Source organism: Paenibacillus sp. FSL R5-0378 (assembly GCF_038009285.1).
Classification (GTDB): Bacteria; Bacillota; Bacilli; order Paenibacillales; family Paenibacillaceae; genus Paenibacillus_AQ; species Paenibacillus_AQ favisporus.
Map to the genome: position 1 here is coordinate 6,799,384 of NZ_JBBPAY010000001.1, position 16,912 is coordinate 6,816,295.

General features: G+C 55.5%; 11 protein-coding genes. 1 reads left to right on the plus strand and 10 read right to left on the minus strand.

The annotated features are described in order from the left end of the window. Window positions 1–172 precede the first annotated feature (172 nt). Together MKY74_RS31450 and MKY74_RS31455 are read right to left on the minus strand one after the other, a co-directional pair. The gene (locus tag MKY74_RS31450; RefSeq protein WP_076175561.1) at window positions 173–2,464 is read right to left on the minus strand and encodes a helix-turn-helix domain-containing protein; all 2,292 of its coding nucleotides are present in this window, start codon (window positions 2,462–2,464) and stop codon (window positions 173–175) included. A gap of 273 nt (window positions 2,465–2,737) precedes the next feature. Further along, on the minus strand, window positions 2,738–5,077 hold the full coding sequence (locus MKY74_RS31455) for a glycoside hydrolase family 95 protein (protein WP_076175558.1): 2,340 nt from the start codon (window positions 5,075–5,077) through the stop codon (window positions 2,738–2,740). 199 nt (window positions 5,078–5,276) lie between these two features. Here MKY74_RS31455 and MKY74_RS31460 point away from each other — a divergent pair, with 199 nt between their 5' ends. After that, window positions 5,277–6,143, plus strand: coding sequence for a helix-turn-helix domain-containing protein (locus MKY74_RS31460; protein WP_076175556.1), 867 nt, complete (start codon window positions 5,277–5,279; stop codon window positions 6,141–6,143). Window positions 6,144–6,230: 87 nt separating this feature from the next. On the opposite strand, the gene MKY74_RS31465 is transcribed toward MKY74_RS31460, so the two are convergent. From MKY74_RS31465 to MKY74_RS31500, 8 genes are all read right to left on the minus strand, one after another. Continuing rightward, window positions 6,231–7,058: an aldo/keto reductase gene (locus MKY74_RS31465; RefSeq protein ID WP_076175554.1), complete on the minus strand. Its 828-nt coding sequence runs from the start codon at window positions 7,056–7,058 to the stop codon at window positions 6,231–6,233. 96 nt (window positions 7,059–7,154) lie between these two features. Beyond that, window positions 7,155–9,758, minus strand: a complete 2,604-nt coding sequence (locus MKY74_RS31470; protein ID WP_076175551.1) for a carbohydrate-binding protein — start codon at window positions 9,756–9,758, stop codon at window positions 7,155–7,157. A gap of 25 nt (window positions 9,759–9,783) precedes the next feature. Then, window positions 9,784–11,844 carry an alpha-galactosidase gene (locus MKY74_RS31475; RefSeq protein ID WP_076175548.1) on the minus strand — a complete coding sequence of 687 codons (2,061 nt, stop codon included), beginning with the start codon at window positions 11,842–11,844 and terminating at the stop codon, window positions 9,784–9,786. 779 nt (window positions 11,845–12,623) lie between these two features. Further along, window positions 12,624–13,313 (minus strand): ThuA domain-containing protein, encoded by a 690-nt coding sequence (locus MKY74_RS31480; RefSeq protein ID WP_076175544.1) that lies wholly within the window; start codon window positions 13,311–13,313, stop codon window positions 12,624–12,626. Between the two features lie 51 nt (window positions 13,314–13,364). Continuing rightward, entirely contained in the window at window positions 13,365–14,066 is a 702-nt protein-coding gene (locus tag MKY74_RS31485; RefSeq protein ID WP_076175542.1) for an SDR family oxidoreductase, read from the minus strand. Between the two features lie 28 nt (window positions 14,067–14,094). After that, a complete protein-coding gene (locus MKY74_RS31490) occupies window positions 14,095–14,547 on the minus strand; it encodes a VOC family protein (RefSeq protein WP_076175540.1) in 453 nt (150 codons plus the stop codon). 129 nt (window positions 14,548–14,676) lie between these two features. Further along, on the minus strand, window positions 14,677–15,714 hold the full coding sequence (locus MKY74_RS31495) for a LacI family DNA-binding transcriptional regulator (RefSeq protein ID WP_084204191.1): 1,038 nt from the start codon (window positions 15,712–15,714) through the stop codon (window positions 14,677–14,679). A gap of 364 nt (window positions 15,715–16,078) precedes the next feature. Then, the gene (locus MKY74_RS31500; protein WP_076175537.1) at window positions 16,079–16,864 is read right to left on the minus strand and encodes a class I SAM-dependent methyltransferase; all 786 of its coding nucleotides are present in this window, start codon (window positions 16,862–16,864) and stop codon (window positions 16,079–16,081) included. Between the last annotated feature and the right edge of the window lie 48 nt (window positions 16,865–16,912).

Genomic DNA, 16,912 nt, shown 5'->3' on the forward strand with positions numbered 1-16,912 from the left:
CATAGTGGATCAAACGGGCGCTTGAACAGGTACACTTCGGTCGTTTTGCATCCAATTTCCCTTTTTTCGGGGGTCCATCGCTCTAAGCGCTGTACATATTTCCGCTTCGGCTTCCGCACGCACAAAAGCCGCATCGTCCTCAAACGGATCCTGCGGCTTACAAGAGCTGGTGCTATTCGTCGAGCGTTTGCCTGTAAACGCTCGGCGTCACGCCGATCAATCGCTTGAACGCCCTGCGGAACGAATGGGAGCTGTTGTACCCCACCTGGGCGGCGATATCGTCGACCGTATGATTGCTTTCTTTGAGCAGTTCAGCAGCTTTCTCCATGCGCACCTTAATCAGATGGTCCGAGTAATTGACCCCGGTCACTTCTTTAAATAACTGGGAAATGTATTTTTCCGGACGTTCCACATATTCGGCCACCCGGTACAGGGTCAAATCGGGATTGGCGTACATCTCCTCCGTGTACTGGTACATCCGCTGAACCAGTTTGGCATGGGAGTCCTTTTTCTTGTTGGCGATATAACTGCACAGCGTGGCGGTAATGCTCTTGATTTCGGCCTGAACGGAATCCAGCGGCTCGGCGGGGCCGATGTCGATGACCCTCCGCTTCACAGTTTCCAGCATGTTCGACTCCTGGAAAACCTTCTGATCGAGCAGCTTGAGGAAAGTTCCTTTGATCTCACCGACGAGCTGATGCCTCATCTCGACAGACAACTCGCGCCTTGCGATATTTTGCTCGAAAATGCCGTCGATGATCTTGCCGGCCTCCTCCTCTTCCCCGGCCCGGATCGTACTTGCGAGGCGCTGCTCCGCGTCGAGCGGGTAATAATACGTCGTGTTTTCGATGCGGGCTTCATGATTCCACAGCATGCCCTTGGAGTTCACAAACACGGCATATTCCAGCGCCTGCTTGGCCTGCTCGAACGATTGGCTCACATCCATCAGCGTCTCAAAGCCCTCGCCGAAACCAGCCTGGATGGAAACCTTGTATTCCTGGAACAGATGCTGGATTAGCTCTTCCATCAGCGCGGTTATCCGCTCCTCCTCGTCCTGCCCGGGTTCCCGGTTCTCGTGCGAGAAAAACAAGACGACAAGCTTATCGGATCCAAGGTCGGATACCGGCAGCGGACCCGCGATTTCCAGCAGCGCTTGTTTCACAAGGAGGCGTGTGGCACTGAGCTCATTCAAAATTTCCACGCTGTCCATACCCGAGTATCCGTTAATGCAGAGAATGCCTGCATAACCGCTCTCCTTTTCGAGCGAAATGTTGGCCTGTTTGGCCGCCGCCACGATGACATCGTGCGATTCGAATTCGCCTGCAATGAGGCGCTTAATGAAAGCGTCGCGGACCAGCGGAAGCTGAAGGGTCAGCTCGCCTTCGAGCTGTTTGTTGGTCTTGATCATATTGGCGATATTGCCGCTAAGAAAATCATACGCATTCCTTTTCTCCAGATCGTCCCGGCCGAATTGTTCTTTGATAATACCGATCATGCTTTGGATCGGAACGCTGTGACGACGCGCCAGCAGCAGCCCGACCAGCAGGCCGATCAGCATCGTCCCTCCGGTAAGGATAAAGGTGGCGCGCTTGATCTTGTTGGCGTTCTCCATGAGGGTAGTCCGCGGAATGCCGGCCTGGTACACCCAACCGTTCTTGTCCGAACGGGTTGTGATGACCAGGTCATCCTTATAAAATTGGCTCGTTTTATTGGCATCAAAAGCCGGGTCATCCTTCAATCTGTCCACATACGACGGAACGCTCCCTTGGAGCGCAAGCGTATTTCCTTGACTGTCATAGATATGCACCCATCCGCCAAATCCTTTGGTCAGACCTGACAGCAAACCGGTAATGGTTTTTTCGTCGATCATGACCACCACGCTCGCCGGCGAGGAATCGTTGAAGCTGTCGAGCGGCAAGGACTGCATAAACGTAATGACAGAAGTACCCATTCCCCTCTCCGTATAGGCCGTCAACGGCTTGATTTCGCTGCGGTGGGTCTTTAGCAGCACCTGGGTCTTCCATTCGTCAAACGACATATCGTCATAATGAAAATATTCATAATAATGCTCCGGCCGAAAAGTGGAGCCTGAAGTCAGGATCAAATCGTAATTGGCCAAATAAATGAAATAGTTTTGAAGAAAATCGTTGGTTTGTCCAAAGGTCAGCACGTTCCGCATCGCCTTCCACAAACCGTACACATCCTGCACTTGATGGCGGTCGTTCATCAGCATATTCACTTCCTGGCTGATGGCGATTTGCCGGGTCATGCCTTCCACCTCCGCCATCCGGTGCTCCAGCAGCTCCTGGCTCTTTTCCAGCTGAATCAAGCTGTTGTCGATCGAGATGGACTGTGTAACGGATATCGAGGTGAGGTAAGAAATGTAACCGCCCACACAGGGGATCAGAAGAATGACGATATAAGAAATCAGAAAATTTCGAAAAACGCTGGAACGTTTCAGCATGATATCCCCCTTATTTTGATAGCGCTATCATTTTGTGGGTTGAAAGATGTATAGCCTGCTCATGCAGCGTACATTCCATAATAAAGCCTTGATCGCAAATTTGTATAGGTACACTCCAGCCAAAAGGTACATTTTTCCCTGTTTTGCGGTTAGAATGCAGCATCACCGGGACTGAGGAGGCCGTAAATCATGATTTGTATATAGAAAAGGCAACCGCAGCCCGAACGGCTGCAATTGCCTTTATGCCTAAAGTTCACCGAAGCTCGGCGCGGCTCAGCTTGTTCGTCCGGCAGCCGTATTCGCGGCGAGCGCTCCGTCCAGCGTATGCACCTCGCCGGCGGTTAAATTCAGCGTCACGCTCCGATCCCCGCAATATACCTGAACGGTTCCACCCGACAAGGCCTGTATCCGGGCGTGGACAAGCTTGCCATGCTTCCATGTCAAGTCCACTTCCATGTTTCCTTTGGCCCGAAGCCCACGAACTTCCCCGTCCGGCCAGCTGTCCGGCAGCGCCGGCAGCAGATGAATTTCCCCAGCATGGCTCTGAAGCAGCATCTCCGCGATCGCGGCCGTCCCGCCGAAGTTGCCGTCGATTACGAAAATATTCGTCTCCGCCCCGGCGATCCCCGACTTGGAATAGGTCAGCATGTTGTCCAGGCACAGCTCGCCGATCAAATGGGCGATATGATGCTCAGCCCGGTCCGCGTCGTGCAGTCTGGCGAAGAAGAGACCGAATAAGGCGGCGGTAAATTCCACGTCCTCAAGGTCGATGCGCCCCATGCGGTTTTGCAGCGTTACCCGCGCCGCCTCCGCCAATGCCGGCGTATGATGCGGCGTGATCTGGCTGCCGGGATACAGGGCAAACAGATGGGCCAAATGGCGGTGCTCCGGCTGCGCTTCGCCGTAGTCCTTCAGCCATTCCTGCAGTTGGCCGCGCCGGCCGACCTGCAATGGAGGCAGCAGTGAGATGGCGTGCTCCCACTTCCGCTGCAGCCCGGCGTCCACGTCCAGTTTTCGGGTTGCATTCAGGCAGAACGTGAAGAGATCCCGAACCAATACCTGGTCCATCGTCGGACCCATGGAGAGCTGCTGCGCTCCTTCCTCCGGAGACCCGGGATAGAAGCTGTTCTCCGGCGAGTTGGAAGGCCCGGTCACCAGCCAGCCGAATTCCGGATGCACGGTCATGTAGTCCAGGAAAAAGGCCGCGGCTGCTTTGAGCACCGGGTACGCCTCTTCGGCCAGGAACTTGTCGTCTATGCCGTATTCGTAGTGCTCCATCATATGGGTCGCAAGCCAGAGGCCGCCCGTCACGTTCAGGCCCCACGACGTCTCCCATCCGGGCGAACAGAAGCCCCAGACGTTCGAGAACACATGGGCCACCCATCCTTCTGCACCGTAATACTGCCGCGCGGCCGACCAGCCGGCCTGGGCCAGCTCCCGGACGTAGCGCATCAGCGGCTCGTGGGAATCGCCAAGATTGGCAATTTCCGCCGGAAAATAGTTCATCTGCGTGTTAATGTCCAGATGATAGTCGCAGCTCCAGCCCATCCGGCACGCTTCACCGTCATTCCAGATGCCCTGCAGGTGCAGCGGCAGCGGTGAGTCTTGGCGTGATCCGGCGATCATCAGATAGCGGCCGTACTGGAAGAAGAGCGCGAACAGCGCCGGATCATCCGTCTGGCCCGCCCGGAATCGGCGCATCCGCTCATCGGTCGGCAGGCTTGCCGCCGCTGACGTGCCGAGATCCAGCCGCACCCGCTCCAGCAGCGGCCGGTAATCGGCGGCATGGTCCGCCTTGAGCCGGTCATAGCCTTTGACAAGCGCCTGCTCCAGCTGGCGGAAGCCCGCTTCCCTCCATGCATCGTCCTGCTGGCGGTAATCCGTGTGCACGGCGGTGTACACCCACACTTCTTCCGCCCGCTCCACCCGGATCGTTCCGGACGGGGCCAGCACGCTGCCACCGCGGGCCTGGACACGTACCGCTCCGCTGCAGGACACCCCGCATGTTCCGTCGCTGTGCACGGTTTCGACCGCTTTGCCGGCAAAGGCCAGCATGTCCGGCTCCCGGGCTTCGCTGCTGAACTCTTCCGTGCGGCCCTCGAGCCGGAGCGTGAACGTTAGCCCGGCCGGGTCCTCGGTCCACAGCCGGGACACCATCAGATCGTCCGCATGGGAAATGAACGTCTCCCGTTCAAACCGGTATCCGTTCATTATACCGGCGGAGCGCGCCTCGGCCTGCTGCAAATCCAGCTCCCGGCGCATTTCCGCTCCCCCTTCCGAGGCTGCCGCAGGCCACTCCAGGATGATGTCGCACAGGCTCAAATTCGTGCCGAAGTTGCGCTTGGGCGGCTGCAAATGCTCCTTCGCCAGCTTGTCGCCAGCGGCATAATCGCCCGCAAAAAAGCGCTCACGCATCCGCTCCAAATCCTGCTTCGTATTGGAGCGGCCGTGGCAGGGCTCCGCTTGTCCCGACCAATATGTGACCTCGGTCAGGCTCCAAACTTCCTTGTGCGGAGCCGATATAATCACGCCGCCCATTCTGCCGTTCCCGAGCGGCAGCCCCTGTGCCCAGCCTGCCGCAGGGCCTTCGTACCAGAGCTTCAAGTCATTCATCCGATATCCTCCACCATAATTTATTTGCGAATTCATCCGCTTTTCTTACTGAATTCTATTCCGGTACCGTTGATTTTATCGTATCATTTTGATGTATAATCCGTCTTTGTTAACGCATCCATTGATTTATCAATTCATCCGCCAATCTATCGTTTTGAATTAGCAAACATACACCTTCTAAATGCGGGGGAGACATGATATGAACAAAAGCTTATCCGAGATAACTCCATTCGTAGGCGACTCCATGAGTTATCTGTACGACGGCAGCAGCAACGAGCATCTGCGCGCAGGCAGCGTGTATGCCCTTCACTTGTTTAATGAAGGCCCTGGAGAAATGGAGGTCGAAGGGGTCAAATATCCGATCGAGCGGGGAACGCTCATTTTTTTGCGTCCGGGCCAGCCGCATGCTTTTCACATCCGCCCGTCCCATCCGCTGCCTTCGTATAATCTGTATTTCGATTTATGGGATGACGCCAACCCGCTCTCTCCGAGCCGGTCTTTCATCCATGCGCCCGATCCTTTCGTCTTTGAACGATTGTCTATCGAACTGCCCTGCGATGAACTGGATCGGCTTCCGAGCGTCTTCTCCCTGCGCGCCCATCCCCATTTGTATGATGGAATCGCCATGATCGCCAGGATGTACAGCGAATCCAAGTTTTACCGCAGCGAAACGGTGAACAGCTTTCTGTACGGCTGGATGCTGTCCTGGCACAACGCCGTGAACGTGCAGCATCCGAGCGATTACCGCATTGTCCGCCTGCTGGAGTATTTGAACAGCCGTCCGGAGCATGGACAGTCGGTTGAAGCCTGGTCCCGGTTCTGCGGTCTGAAACGCACTTATTTCCATGAACTGTTTCTGCGCGAAACGGGGATGACCCCGAAGGCCTACCATCACCAGCTCGTGATGAAGCGGGCAGCTCATATGCTGGTCGAAACTGACCTGAGCATTACGGCGATTGCGGAAAAGCTGGGTTACCCGTCCATCCACCCGTTTTCCCGGCACTTCAGCAGCTTTCACGGCACGACTCCCAGCCAGTACCGGCTGAATCCGCTGCACCGGGTATGAGTCCGGGGAAAGAATAAAAAATCGCGCATCCGCTGGTCAGCCGGAATACGCGATTGGGTTGGTCATACTTGCTCTGATAGATGCTGCTTAGAAATTAAAATTATCCGGGTCCCCGCCGGTCCGTTGGTTCCGGTTCAACCCGTCGATCTGCTGCATTTCGTCCGCCGTCAATTCGAAGTCGAACACATCGGCATTTTCGATGATCCGGTGCTCCTTGACCGATTTCGGAATCGTCACGATCTCGTGCTGAAGATCCCAGCGGATGATGACCTGCGCGGTGGATTTACCATATTTGGCGCCGATGCCTGCCAGCACTTCATTGTCCAGCAGTTGGCCCGCAGCCAGCGGCGACCAGGCTTCAATCTGAATGCCCTGCGATTTGCAGTAGCTGCGCAGTTCCGTTTGGGAGAGCAGCGGATGCAGCTCCACCTGATTGACGGCCGGTTTCACCTCGGCATCCTGCATCAGATCTTCCAAATGATGAACGTGGAAGTTGGATACGCCGATCGTACGGACCCTGCCGTCCTTTTGCAGCTTTTCCAGCGCACGCCATGTATCCTTGTATTTGCCTTTGACCGGCCAGTGAATCAAGTACAGATCCACATAGTCCAGGCCTAGCTTGCTTATACTTTGTTCAAACGCCTTCAGGGTAGAGTCATAACCTTGATCCGAATTCCAAACTTTGGTGGTAATGAACAGCTCCTCACGCGGAACGCCGGATTCCCAGACCGCCTTGCCGACACCTTCTTCGTTACCGTACAGCGCAGCCGTGTCAATACTGCGGTAGCCGTGCGCAATGGCCGCTTTCACCGCGCTAACGACTTCATTGCCTTCCTGTGCCTTGTAGACGCCCAGCCCGAGCCATGGCATGGCATATCCGCTGGACAAGGTTGTGGTGGACTGCAGATTGTTCATGAGTAAGACGCCTCCTTCGAATCAGGTAAATGTCGTAGATGACTGAAAACCACCCATCCTGTCCCAAGATAAACCAGCCTATGGGCAAAGTCAAATTCAAGGACTAATTTGGTACAGCTTGGATTCGGCGCTTTTCAGCGTAACGTCCAGCGTTGCACCTGCCGTTACCTTTTCCCCGGTCCACAAATCGGTCACTTGAACGGAAGCCCCCGCTTGGACAGGAATACCGGCACGCTTCAGGTCGATCTGACGCTGCTCCGGATTTTGCGTGTAATTGAACACGGCCAAGTAATACGTGCCTTGGTCTTCAAGCACAAACAGGTCCGCCGCTTTCGTTCCGGTATTTCCTTCCACCGGCTTAAAGGCTTTGCCCTTCACCGCCAGCGCGTTCACTTCCGGGTTGGTGAGCAGGCTCTCCATGTATTGGCGCGCCGCCGGGTCGTTCACATCGTCGGAGTTCAGGAAGACCGTACCCGAAATGGCCGCCGCATTGACACGGGTCTGCGCTCCTTCATACGAGCCGCCCTTCACCAGCGTCATATAGTCCGGGTCGGTGTAATGATAAATCGTCCCGTTCTGCCACCAGCCGTAAGTCAAGTTGTTCAGCTGGTATTCCGTGCTGCCCAGGCTTCCGTCCACGTCGCAGGAAATGCGGCGGCTGTGCGCATATTGGCTCGGGAACAGCGGAGCGATCGATTCGCTGATGAACATCGTACCGCCGATGGCCTGATCGAGGTAAGCCATTCCTTGATTGTACGCCTGAATGCCGGTTTGCACTTTCGAATCATAATGCCGGCCTTCCAAAGAGCCATGGGACAGGAAGTCTACCTTAATATACTCAAAACCTTCCTTTTTGAAACGGTTCATATAGTAGTCGATCCGGGCTTTCACTGCCGGATGGGTCGGGTCCACGGCATAAGCGCCGTCCAGCTTCGGCAGAACGTTGCCGGATGCATCCCTCAGCACGATATCCCCGTACTTGTACTTGCCGTCGGTCCCTTCAACTACCTGGTCCATGTTGTCCCCCCAATAAACGAACGGGGAGTAGTAGATGCCTGCCTTCTGGCCGTTGCCGTGAATCAGCTTCACGAGATCGGCCAGCTGCTTGTCGGTCATGTTGTCCCAATACGAATCGAGATTAATATACACGTTCCCGTTGTTCTCGAAAGAGTTGTTCTGCAGATGCTCCTTCACATAATTGGAGACGGCTGCCGCGTTGTCGTAGCTGAGATGATCGGCATAAGCGCCCCAGCTGTTCCAGCCGACCGGTACGCCTTCAGGGATGTTTTGGCCAAAAGCAAGCGGCGGCGCAATCGCGGCATTCACCTGGCCGTAACCCTCCATGCCTTTGCGGTAGTCGTCGTACAAACCGATGAACACCTTCGGCGAAGTCACGCTCTTTCCGGACACACTTCCGTGCGGCAGGCTGTCATGCGTGGAAGCCTGGGAAGTAAAGCCCCCATACACGCGCAGCTCGTTCAGCTTATTGTCTGTGCCGCTCCAGTGGATTCCGGTTTTCCATGTGTCATGCGTAATGGAACCGACCACCAGACCTTTTCGGCTTGTATTGTCATAAATGGCTGTTAGTTCGGAACTGACATAGTTATCCGTATTTAACCTCGTATTGATACTTTTCGCCTGATACCGGGACCAGCTGTCGTTATCAAAAGGCGTCACGAGCACCCGGTTGTCGCCGTAGCTGCCGATATCGATTCCGCCCCGGGCCTCCACAGCCAGCGGCGTAATTTGGTTCGTCGTCAGCCCGGCGGCTTGGGAAGCCGTCACTTCCGCCAACACATACGGTCCATTGTTATAAATGTAAAAGACCTGGCTCAGATCCGGCAGTCCTTTTTGCTCGCTGTGGACCGTAACCTTGATGCCTTCGCCCGTGGCGTCACGGAAGGGAGTCACACCGTCCTTGGCTTTAAACGTATGCTTGCCGTAATCCTTGCTCGCCACCGCCTTGTCCAGCTGAATTTCGCTGTAGGCACCCTTGATCACCGGCTTATGGTTCCAGTTGTACTGGGACAGGCCGGTCGAAGTGTTGTACAGCAGTTCATACGACGGATTGGCTACACTAAATCCGCGCTGATACTCGGTCAGCGTAATGGGGCCGTACTTCGTGACATAGAGCTGTTTGCCCAGTTCGCCAATGCTGCCGTCATGGTCCGGCACGCCGTCGCCGGCCGATGCCAGCCGCAGCTCGATCAGGTCGATATCCGGCGAGTATCCGCCGCCGTCGTCGAAGAGGATCGTATTGCTGCCCTGCTTCAAGTCGATCTGGATATCGTAGGTGCCGACCGTATTCCAGTCCGCCGTTTTGGGAAAGTTGAAATTTTCCCCTTCCGCCCCGTTGACCGAAATGACGGCGGCGCGGGGGTCGCCGGAAATGTAGTGCACCGTCATCGTATAGACGCCGGCCTGGTCCGCGGTGACGCCGTTAAACTGCAGGGTGGAGCCGCCGTACAGGTTGCCGGCTTTTTTGCCGCCCGAGCAGGTTCCGCAGTCCGCAGGACCCGCATTACCCGTAAACGTGTTGGCGCCAGCTTCCGCCTCGTACGAAGCTGCTGCTGCATTGGCTCCCGTTCCGGCAGCCGTTTGAGAAGTTGCGGCCCAGGAAGCCCCGGGCCAGGACAGGGCCAGCAGCCCCGCCCATACCATCAGCAATATTTTCGGGATAAACCGGGTTCGTGTACTCATCGGTAATCCTCAATCCTCCTTGAAATTAGGGTTGGATGCATAACTTCAAAATGGTGGACGCCGCCGGGTCAAGACTTAAGCGGACTTCCCCGCTGGCCTCGCTCTCGGTCCCTTCCCACAGGTCGGTTACGCGGTAAGCTGCGAGCGGGTCGAGTCCCAAGCGGTCCAGAGGGACTGTCTTGTCCGCCGCCTGTTTGCCGTCGAAGTTGAACACAGCCAGGTAGACCGTCCCCTCCTCGTCCGGATCAGCCAGCATAAAGACGTCCGCCGCACGGCCGCCCTGGGCGCTTTCCACCGGAACGAACGTTGTGCCCTTACGTGCAAGCTCCATGATGCTGCCGTTCCGCAGCCAAGCCTTGGCGCGGGAGGCTGCTTCTTCCTGCCTGAAATCGTCTCCGAGCAGCAGCACCGTCCCCGCGATCACGGATGCCGTCAGCCGGCTTCGCCCCTCATGGTGGGTGGTGGCCTCCTGGTTAAAGCTCTTGTACAGCACGGAGTGGTCGGGGTCGTTGAACCGGTACAGCGTATTGTTCATCCACCAGCCGTAAGTAAGCGAATTGAGCAGGTACTCGGTATCCCCGATCATGCCGAACACGTCGCAGGAAATTCTCCGGCTGTGTGCAAAGGCATACGGGAACAGCGGCGCGATCGACAGGTTGATGAAGATCGGCTTTCCGGCGGCTTCCGGAGACAGCTTTTTCGCCAAATAAGACAGCCCATAATGATAGGCAGCAATACCTGTCGTGATTTCAGGGCGGTAATGCTGCCCCTCCAGCGCACCGTGCGCCATAAAATCGAGCTTGATGTACTCGAAGCCCTCCCGGATGATTTTGTCTGCAAACCAATCGATGCGCTTCAGCGCCCCCGGATGGGTCGGATCGATCGCCAGGCCGCCGGCGATGTCCGGCAGGATTTCGCCTTCAGCGTCCCGCAGCAAAATGTCGCTGTACGTGAACTCGCCATCCGTTCCCTCCACGGGCTTGTCGAATTGGGACGGACTGCCCCAGAAGGCAAACGGTGTCCAGTACGTCCCCGGCTTATGGCCGTTTTGCCGCACCCGGTTCAGCGCATCCTCCATCTCTTCATCCGTCAGACGGTCCCAGAACGCGTCGAAGTTGATGTACAGCGTGTCGTTATTTTGAAAACCATCCCCCTGAACCTCGCGCTTCAAAAAATCGCTCGTCGATGTGTACAGATCGTAATCCAGCGTACTCATGGCGGCTGACCAGCTGTTCCAGCCAACGGGGACCCCGCCTTCCCACGGAAGCGCCGGCGACAGGGTAGCATTAGCCCGTCCGTAAGCCTCCAGGCCGCGGCGGTAATCGTCGTACCCGCCGACGAATACGACCGGCGAAGCCACGCGCGTCCCATGGACGTAACCGTGCGGCTGAAAATCCCGGGTCATTTCCCCGGCAGCGCCGGCGTACAGCTCCAGCTCATCCAGTGTTCCCGGGTGTTCGCCCTGGATTTTGATGCCGGTTTTCCAGACGTCATGACTCAGTGAACCGGCAACGATCCCTTGCCGGCTGTGCGGCCGGAACAAGGCCGTAACCTCGTAGCTCTCGGTGCGCAGCGGCGCCGTCTGTGTCTCATAGCGCACCCACTTGTCGTTGTCGTAGGGAACGCGGAGCACCATAAGCTCGTCTTCCTTGTCCATGGTCGGCCCAAAGGACAGCTGCCCGCACCGCAGCACCGTCATCCGGTTCAGCCGGATGCGCGTCTTATGGACAGCCACCAGCTGCGTCAGGTAAAACGGCACACCTTCATAAATCCAGAAATGCTGCTCCAGCGTCGGGAGCATGTCGGATTCATGCACCAGCGTTAAATGAACGCCGGTTCCGAAGGCATCCTCGATGCTCTCCGGCTCCCCATTCAAGCTGTGGCGGTCGTAGCTGCCCGTATGGTATTCGCGCCCGTTCCACCGGATGGCGCTGCGGATTTCTTTCCAGTCCCACAGCGTGCCGCCGGCAGCGCTGTAATGGCCCTGTTCCAGGTCGATCTCCAGCGTCATCCGATCCGTGGATACGCGGATCAGGGAGCCGGTTTGCCGGACCTGGACCGCGTCCGTTTGGCTGTTTGTGATCATTCGCTTCATTTTCCTCCTGTCTCTGCAAGTCTCTGGCTGCACGGGTGGAAGTCAGGTATGCTTGGCATCCGCTCCCGCCCCAGCCGTATGACTTCATTATAGAAAGCGCTTTATCGGCTTGCTATAGAGCGATCTACCGATTGATAGCGGGAATTAACGCTTCTGGATGATGGGCGGGCTGTTAAAATGCGGCATGGGGATGGCCGGTGGTGAGTGCTTGAGGCTCGATGGAGCCATGCCTGGTGTGGGATGGACCACGGTGCTCGATAGACGCAGGTGCTTCAATGGGCGCTGGTGCTTCGATGGGCGCTCCGTGTACGAAACATTCCTCCGATCGCTGTTGCCCCCGAATTTTTGTGGAATCTATAGATGGATAAAATTCGGGGACAAAGGCGACCGCTCCGCTTCTCCGGAATTGTTTCGTCCCCTCCGCTGCGTTGTGCTGGGAGGGCATACGGCGCGGGGCTAAACGATCGAAATACCTAGATCTGATATCGCAAACACCATCAGACATGGCAGCCATTAACCATGCTCCTATGGCGCATTGCATCGCTCGCAAACCTCGCCATACCAATCGATTGTCAGACAAAAAAGGCAGACGCATCCGTCTGCCTTTCCTGAATTCATTCCATCTGCTTATCCATCTTGCTTGGCCTAGCTCATCTCCGCCAATTCTTCATGCCAAGAGAACCCTCAGTCACTCAGGCATCCAGGTGGTCTATACAAGCTTATACGCCTCGCCTTCCTCGAACCACTTCCTCATAAGGACGAAATTCTGCTCAGGACCACTTTCCTTCCCTACGCATCACCGGCTCGAGTTCTAGGCTCCATGCAATCACCCGCTGCATCAGCCGGATGAACCCTTCGTCCAGCAATCCCTCAGGCAGATGAGCCGGCGTCACGCAGGCTACCCGTCCCTCGCCGTAAGGATGCAACCAGCCGGCAATGGATTCGCCGTCCCGCGATGATGAGCGCAGGAACACCTCGGTCTCCGGCTCGGAGCAGGCGACAAAGTAGTGTTCGTCCTTAAACCGGAACGTACCGTCCAGCTCGCCCAAGGCTGATCCGCCGACCGGTGTATAGGTCACGTCACTGTGCTCCTTCGGGTGGGATAAAAAATATCCCCGCAGCATGTTCACATACGCGCCGTGCTCGGGATACGACGCCAGCCCGGAATGCCATGCCAGCCAGGCACCGCCGTCACTTACGTAAGCTTCGATCTGCCGGCCGATGTCCTCCGTCATCCAGGCGGCCTCCGGGTCGCTTTGCGGCTCAAGACGGTTCTCCGCAAATAAAATAACCAGGTCCGGCTTCTGCCCAAGCTGCCCGGCGGCGAGATCGGAAACTTCCTTGTACAGCAGCCCCGTTTGTCCATTCGCCAGGAAGGGCTCTAAGACTTGTTCAAGTGACTTTTTCGCCGGCTCGGCTTCATGATAACAGTCACCGACAACCGCCCAAATCGTTTTCATGTGGCATCCTCCTTATTGTCGAATGCAATACGGTGGTCCAAATCGTGACCATTAAAAAGGCATCGCTTCCCCGCGATGATTCACCATCCAGGCATTCGGGTCAGGAATGACGGTTCGTTCCACGATGCGCAGCAAGCCCTGCGCGGTATCCGCCGGGTCGCCCGGCGCTTGGTCGCCGCCCATTGGAGTCCGGATCCAGCCGGGATGTACAGCATAGATCGCAAAGTTTTGAGGGGTCAGTTCCTTGCGGAGCTGGGCGGTAAAGTAGTTCAGCCCGCTTTTGGATATCGCGTAAGGATAATCCCCGCCGTAGGCCCCGGCAAAGCATCCTGCCTCCGAGCTGATGTTGATGATGCATGGCTGGGCGCTCCTGCGCAACAGCGGAAGGAAATGCTTCGCGGCCTTCATCGGCCCGTACAGGTTCGCCAGCATGGACCGTTCCATATCGGCAAAATCCAGCTCCTCCAGCTTATGCTCGCGGCCGATCAGCACGCCTGCGTTGTTAATCAGGGCATCGAGCACATCCGTGTGCTCCAGCACGGCTGACTTGGCGTTTTTCACGCTCTCTTCGTCAGTGACATCCATTGCGATCAGCGTGAGCCGGTCCGGATGGGCTGCACGCAGTGCACGTAGCGGCTCGGTATGCCGCTCCATATCCCGCACGCCTGCAAACACGGTATGCCCAAGCGCAAGCGCCGCTTTGACCGTTTCAAAGCCAAGCCCCCGGGCCGATCCCGTAATCAAAATATTCATAGCTTCAGCACCTCACCTGCTTATCGGATTAATCGTTTTCCAGCAGCTCGATCAGAACTTTCAGCTCGTTGCTGCTGTCGATGTATGCGTAGCGCCCGCCAGTGTATTCGCCTTTTTGAATCAGCGGCATGTGACGGCCTTCCAGCACGGCGATCTTGTCCTTCATTCCTTGAATCCCAAACGCGATATGATGCACGCCTTCACCATGCTCATCCAAAAATTCGCGCCAGGTCGACGGATGCTCATCCGGCTCGATCAGCTCGATCTGCAGCTGCCCGCAGTCAAAAAAGGCCAGCTTCGCACGCGCCTCCGAAGGCTGCCCGTTAAACTCCGTCTGGGCGACATCCACGGTGTCGGTCCAGGACCATTTCGGCCGCTCCACCCCCAGAAAATCCGCATAGCTCTGCGAAACGGTATCGATGTCTTTCACGACAATCCCGATTTGTGTAACCAGCTTGGTTCCTAATGCGCCTGCCGTCATATAAAAATCCTCCTTAACAGCCCTGAATTGGGATAGCTTTTTTACTACGAACCCTAAGCAGCCAATAGATTCCTCTTCTGTTTCCGCCAAACACTTAATCCGACGCACATTTCATCCTTACTGTTTAAATCACACTTTCCGGCACGAGTCCCGGATGACCAGCTCCGCGGTCCCTACGTATTTTTTGAACATCTGTGTCTCGTCCTCAATGGTCTCGATGACCTGCCGCGTCAGCATGTCGATCATTTCGGAAAAGTTCACGCGTATGGTGGTTAGCGCCGGCTGTATGCGGGAGCTTAAGAGATGATCGTCAAACCCCATCAGGGAGATGTCATCGGGTACCCGCAATCCGGCCTCGTTCAAGGCCCGAAGCGCCCCGAATGCCACGCTGTCGTTGCAGGCGAAGATGGCTGTCGGCAGGTCTGGAATGCTCTGAAGCCAGCGCACGGTCGACTCGTATCCGCTTCGTTCGGAGAAATCCGATGTCAGGACCCAGTCCGGGTTCAACTTCAAACCGTGAGCAGCCATTGCATCCTGAAAAGCCTCCATTCTCTCGGGACCCGAGCAGCGAAGCGGATCGCCCGCAATAAACGCAATGTTCCGGTGACCCAGGCCTACCAGGTAATCGACTCCCTGCTTCATGCCCAGCTTGTTGTCAAAATTACAGATCACCCGGTTCGGTTCCAGTCGCCCCTCCAGATGCTGGTCTACGATTCCCGCCACAAATCCTTTGGCAATGAGCTCCTCGATAAACGGCTCATGATTCGCCGCGCCGATAAATATGCCGCCGTCAATCCGCCGTTGATAAAACGTATCCTTCACCTTGCGGACAGTCTCCGTGTCCCCTGTGCTCCGGATAATGTGGGTCAGGACGTAGTAGCCGCGGCTGGACGCGCTCTCGATCACATCACCGATCAGCGCGTGGGTCAGCGTGTCGTGAATCGCCTCCGGCGAAATCAGGAACAGACCAATGGTAAGCGTTTTCATACCGGTCATGATGCGTGCCGAGAAATTAGGAGAATAGCCGTACCTCTCAATGACCTGCATGACCTTCTCCCGCGTAGCCTGCGGCACGTTTGGGTAATTGTTGATCACCCGGCTGACGGTGCTTCGCGAGACGCCTGCGATTCTGGCGATTTCGATGCTGTTGATGTCGTTCTTCCTCATCCTGCACACTCCAAATTCATTAACACGTGTTCACAATATGTGGCGCAGCTGCAGTATCCGTGAGCTCCGCTTCACCATGCGTGTATGTACGATCGCGAATCCGGCATTCGCCATCCAAAAAATAACGCCTTTAGGCATAAACACGTGTTTATGAGTTCAATCTATCCCCTCTTCCACATGTTGTCAATACATTTTCGAGGAGGCGGAGGGCCATGCGTTAATCGCGCTTGCTTTTTGGGCCGTATGGAATAAAGATTTGAAGTAGTATGCTCGTAACAATCTCTCAGTTTTTGTTGCCATAAAAAAGGCCAGAACCGGTTGCGACCGGACTGGCTGGATGACTTTCATGAACCCAGATGGCCTATTAAACGAGTTTATTTTTTCTCGCGAGGAATAAAACAACGGCCTGAGGTTTTACGATTGTACCTCCATGTTCATCAATGACCTCTTTTATCCCTCTAAACAGGTCATGTCGCACGTTTTCCGGAATTAACCGATGTCTGGAATTTGTATTTAGCAAAGAAATATAATCACTTGCTGCATAGGTGTCTTCCCATTGATACTGCTTGACCTCGAGCTCATTGAATAGATCGCCTTGTAACGTCAAGTGCGAGCGTTCCTCAATAATTTGTTCCAGGGAAGGGTTACGTGAATCATCGAGCTCGGGAGCGTATTTTCTGTAAATGTCTCGAATTTCGTTAAATATTTCATTAAACGATGGAATATGGACAGTCCAAAAAAAGGCCGCAGATCCTTGATCGTTAAGCAGGTCATGGACTTTACGGTATCCGGCTTCTTGCGGTTGGATGAAATGAAACGCAGTTCCCGAAATGGCCAGCTTAAAACGTAGCCCTTGATGATGCCAGTCTTCAAACGGAGAGTTAACAACCGTGACACTGGATTTGTCCCTGAATTTATTGCGAGTCAGATTCGCCAGATTTTCACCCGCCTCAACGGCAGTTATTTGAGAATAACCTAGGTTAACAAACCCGCTTGTAGCCTTGCCCGTACCACAACCAATTTCGAGTATATCATCTGTCGTTTTCAAATCGGCGTACTCCACAATTTCTTTAAACAGTTGATTCGGGTAACTCGGTCGATACTGATCGTACTCCTTGGCAACTTCATTAAAAGTATGTTTTCGTTCCATCTCATAAACCTCCCCAAATCAATTTTGACAAGAAAAACGTCCATCGAC

Coding starts and splice junctions, on each gene's coding strand:
- MKY74_RS31450 (WP_076175561.1), bottom strand. CDS start 2,464: ATGCTGAAACGTTCCAGCGTTTTTCGAAATTTTCTGATTTCTTATATC.
- MKY74_RS31455 (WP_076175558.1), bottom strand. CDS start 5,077: ATGAATGACTTGAAGCTCTGGTACGAAGGCCCTGCGGCAGGCTGGGCA.
- MKY74_RS31460 (WP_076175556.1), top strand. CDS start 5,277: ATGAACAAAAGCTTATCCGAGATAACTCCATTCGTAGGCGACTCCATG.
- MKY74_RS31465 (WP_076175554.1), bottom strand. CDS start 7,058: ATGAACAATCTGCAGTCCACCACAACCTTGTCCAGCGGATATGCCATG.
- MKY74_RS31470 (WP_076175551.1), bottom strand. CDS start 9,758: ATGAGTACACGAACCCGGTTTATCCCGAAAATATTGCTGATGGTATGG.
- MKY74_RS31475 (WP_076175548.1), bottom strand. CDS start 11,844: ATGATCACAAACAGCCAAACGGACGCGGTCCAGGTCCGGCAAACCGGC.
- MKY74_RS31480 (WP_076175544.1), bottom strand. CDS start 13,313: ATGAAAACGATTTGGGCGGTTGTCGGTGACTGTTATCATGAAGCCGAG.
- MKY74_RS31485 (WP_076175542.1), bottom strand. CDS start 14,066: ATGAATATTTTGATTACGGGATCGGCCCGGGGGCTTGGCTTTGAAACG.
- MKY74_RS31490 (WP_076175540.1), bottom strand. CDS start 14,547: ATGACGGCAGGCGCATTAGGAACCAAGCTGGTTACACAAATCGGGATT.
- MKY74_RS31495 (WP_084204191.1), bottom strand. CDS start 15,714: ATGAGGAAGAACGACATCAACAGCATCGAAATCGCCAGAATCGCAGGC.
- MKY74_RS31500 (WP_076175537.1), bottom strand. CDS start 16,864: ATGGAACGAAAACATACTTTTAATGAAGTTGCCAAGGAGTACGATCAG.